Here is a 3,596-nt window from a genome sequence, read left to right on the forward strand (position 1 = left end):
GCTCCAGCGTTTTCACCTCATAATCCGTTACTATTTTCCCTCCCAGTTTTATGAGATAATTGGCCAGGGCCTTGGTTATGCTGCGGGATCCGCCTTCCGGCAGGGGCCAGCCGGCGGAGTGCGCCGCTGTGGCCAGCACAAGCCCGGCCGCACCGCTGCCCGGGCTTTCCATATCCATTACCGAGTGGACGCCGAGACCGACCAGCAAAGCCCGGGCGCGAGCGCCGGTAAAAAGGCTTCGGGCCAGTCCCGCGGCCGAACAGAGGGCATGCCGTCCGAAATTGAGCATCAAGAAAGGATGGCGCAGGGGTATTTGGGGAAACTTAAGCGCCTCGACAACTATTTCTTCCCAGTGTCTGACCAGTGGCGCCATCAGTTTTTCATAGCTATTCCGATCGGCGCTATCGAGCAGGGAGGCAGTCTGGCCAACCGACCCGCCCAGCAGCACGGCCGTCCCGTCGTCAAAGGGATGCGCCAGGGAAACGGGAGGCACTATCCATTTAAGTCCGTATTCGGTGAGCGGCAATTTCCGGAAAAACGGCGACACAATGGCGAGCGGGTGGACCGCCGAGCCCACGTCGTGCAGATATCCGGGCTGGATAAGTTCCTCGGTGCGGCAGGCGCCGCCGATCATCCCGTTTTTTTCATAAACGGTCACCGGAAGGCCGGCTTGGGCAAGCGTAACCGCCGCGGCGAGGCCGTTTGGCCCTGAACCGACGACGATCGCGGAACTATGTTTTGAATCAGGCATTTCTCTTGTCTCAATCTTTAGCACAGGATAAATTTGTTACGTCCGATAAACAATTCAATAAGCCGCCGTTGCAGGTCACGGCATGCTGTGGCCAGTCAACGGGCTGCCGTTTTAAAAAGCAGCGGAATATTGTAGGGAAGCGATCTGAGTTGCGCGCTGTACCAGAGATTGCCGGCTCTTTCCCATTGCAGGTCGGCGGCAACGCAGGTTTTTACCACCTGCACCTCCGCCTCCACTTCCAGATAGGCGGCAAGCGACGACAATACGTGCCGCCAGATAGACTCCTGCAATTTCGAACCGGCAATGCGGAAGGCGACTTCGTACAACGGGTCGGAGGCGCGGGCCAGCCCCTGAATCTGCATGTCAACCCCTTCGCCCCTTTTGGCAGCGCTGAAAGTCACCCAGCCCGCTTCCGGGTGTCCCTGGGGCGTCATCAGCGTAAAACTGGAGTCGTCGGCATAGGAAACAAGCACCCCGGTGGAAACCATGCCACCCGGCGTCGCTGAATCTATCAGAACTATCTCGCCCGTGGCGATACCCCGGGAGGTTGCATAAAACTTATTGGCGGGGGGCTGAAAATCCGGGAAATGTTTTTTCATTATTTCAATGACATCCGGAGGCTGCAAGCCCGGCTTCTTTATGGAAAGCAGGTAAGTCTTCTGCCACAGAGGCCCGAATCCCTGGAGCGGTCCCAGAACCCGGCGCCCATCGACATTTTTGTTCATTGCCCCGTCTGGGTTTTCCGTAACTCTGAGCGTGGGAATATTCGGCGCCCAGCCGCCATCATCCTGCCGGCCGTGGCCGGCATCTGTCTGCTTCAGTTGCCGCAGCTCGTCTTCCGATAGCGCGTCCGGCGCGGACACTGTTTCATCAAGCAAGACAATCCCTTCGTCAAGGCCGGTCAGAGCGAAGATTTCCCGATAGCGTTCATTTAGCCCGAAGGCGGATAATTTAACCTGCTGCCCTTTTGCCGTTGTCGCCAGTTTGGCCAGGACGCTGGCGCCGGCGCTGTTCATCCGTTCCAGAGGACGAAAATCGAGAATGATGTTTTTCATGCCCCGCACCCCGGCATCCGTGAAAATATTATTCAGGACGGCTTCACTGTCGGCGCAAAGAACGTCGGCTATGGCAATTATCCCTGTTGACTTGTTGAGAGCTTGAAGCTCCATAACCACCTCCTTGATTTTATGCCTTCAGGAACATTGCGTTAAAAATTATCCCCTCGCTGATTCCAAACCGTCTGCAATTTGGATATCCCTTACGAAGGCGTATGCACCGTCTTTCTCAATAAGCGCGCCGTCTTCAATAAGCTTATTCCGCTGCACTAAAACGCTTGGCCATTTTTGGGCAGAGGCGCGTTCCTCCAGAACCGCCTGGGAGTCTTTGGGCACAACAATCCCATTAGGCGTCAAATACCCGGTTGCAGTCAGTCCCTTGATGTTGCAGTTAAGGAGTTCCGTTTTTTGTTTGCCATGCACTGTGGATGAGGATTTGGCCAAGAATGCCTCCACCCCAAGAACCGGAAGCGCCTGTAGCATTTTTTTAAGAAATATTTTAAGAGCAGTTGCTGGCACGCATTTCCCCTACGTATAACGCTGCGCATAACCGGCTGGCGATGGAGCGTAGCGGAATTGCCAGTCCGAGTTGATGCAGTTGTTCAAGTAAGCCGCTGTCGCGGCAGGTTTAATGTTATAAACGCATTTCTTTTCCCCATCATACGTCATCATCCCGATTTTTTCAGTGATTCTTTTTCCTCTACTGCCATGATACCTCTTCTTATAAATCTTTTAAACCCTCAAAAGAAAGGAGTAATATTATAGCAGCATTACAAACCCCATGGTACGACAAGGCCGTCGAAGCCTTGAAACTCAACGGAAAAGGAGAACGAACCCAGGAAGCCTATGCCCGGCATGTGCGCAAGCTCATTGAATTCGTAAGCGGGAAGGAACCTGACCAAATCACCGAGGAGGAACTCAAGCGGTATTTCATTCATCGCCAGGACATCAACAAATGGCAGCCCAACACCATGCGCATCTGTTACAGTGCCATCAAGTTTTTCTACCTTCACGTCGTGCAGCACGACTGGCATCTGCTCAAGATCATCAAAGAACCAACGGAAAAACGACTGCCTTCCGTTCTGTCACGGGAGGAAGTCAATTCAATTCTGAGCAAGGTTGCCACTTTTCATAATTTCGTTTTCCTGTCCACCATCTATTCCTGCGGCCTGCGTCTCCAGGAGGGACTTTTTCTGCAGATATCCGATATCGATGGCAAACGGAAGCTCATCCATGTTCATCGCGGCAAAGGCGCCAAGGATCGATATGTGCCCCTGCCTGACACCACTTACGCTCTTCTACGCCGCTACTGGGTTACGCATCGCAACCCCAAACTGATCTTTCCGGCTCTGGGTCGGGGATGCAATCTCGGGCCGACGTCACTTGTCCCGATGGCGATCGACAGCGTTCAAGGCGCTTTCCGGGAGGCGAAAATCGCCGCCGCAATCAGAAAACGACAGGTTTTCATCCACACCCTGCGTCATTCCTATGCCACCCATCTGCTGGAAGCCGGAGTCAATATCAGAGCCATCCAGCGCTACCTCGGGCACAGTCAGTTGGAAACCACCATGATTTACCTGCATCTGACCAACAAAGGCCAGGAAGACGCATACGGCATCATCAACGATGTCATGAAAGGGCTGGGAGCATGAGCGCCATTGCGGCAACCACGCTTTCTGTAACGCGCACCTATTGCGCGAACTGATTTTTCTGTGGGAGGAACAGAACCAGAAGTGGGCCAAACAGATGATCGACCATCTGTTGACGATCAAGACGGCAGTCGATACCGC

At 54.0% G+C, this 3,596-nt stretch carries 4 protein-coding genes; 1 reads left to right on the top strand and 3 read right to left on the bottom strand.

The genetic code is table 11. From position 1 onward, the window contains the following. The 3 genes from K0B01_14740 to K0B01_14750 all read right to left on the bottom strand — a co-directional run. On the bottom strand, positions 1-751 hold a 751-nt coding region (locus tag K0B01_14740; GenBank protein ID MBW6487400.1), incomplete at its 3' end, for an NAD(P)/FAD-dependent oxidoreductase. Positions 752-846: 95 nt separating this feature from the next. Beyond that, positions 847-1,920: an STAS domain-containing protein gene (locus K0B01_14745; protein MBW6487401.1), complete on the bottom strand. Its 1,074-nt coding sequence runs from the start codon at positions 1,918-1,920 to the stop codon at positions 847-849. A 45-nt stretch (positions 1,921-1,965) separates the two neighbouring features. Then, entirely contained in the window at positions 1,966-2,250 is a 285-nt protein-coding gene (locus K0B01_14750; GenBank protein MBW6487402.1) for a hypothetical protein, read from the bottom strand. Positions 2,251-2,612: 362 nt separating this feature from the next. Here K0B01_14750 and K0B01_14755 point away from each other — a divergent pair, with 362 nt between their 5' ends. Further along, a complete protein-coding gene (locus tag K0B01_14755) occupies positions 2,613-3,458 on the top strand; it encodes a site-specific integrase (GenBank protein ID MBW6487403.1) in 846 nt (281 codons plus the stop codon). Positions 3,459-3,596 lie beyond the last annotated feature (138 nt).

The sequence above is a fragment of the Syntrophobacterales bacterium genome (assembly GCA_019429105.1).
In the GTDB taxonomy this organism is placed as follows: Bacteria; Desulfobacterota; Syntrophia; order Syntrophales; family UBA5619; genus DYTH01.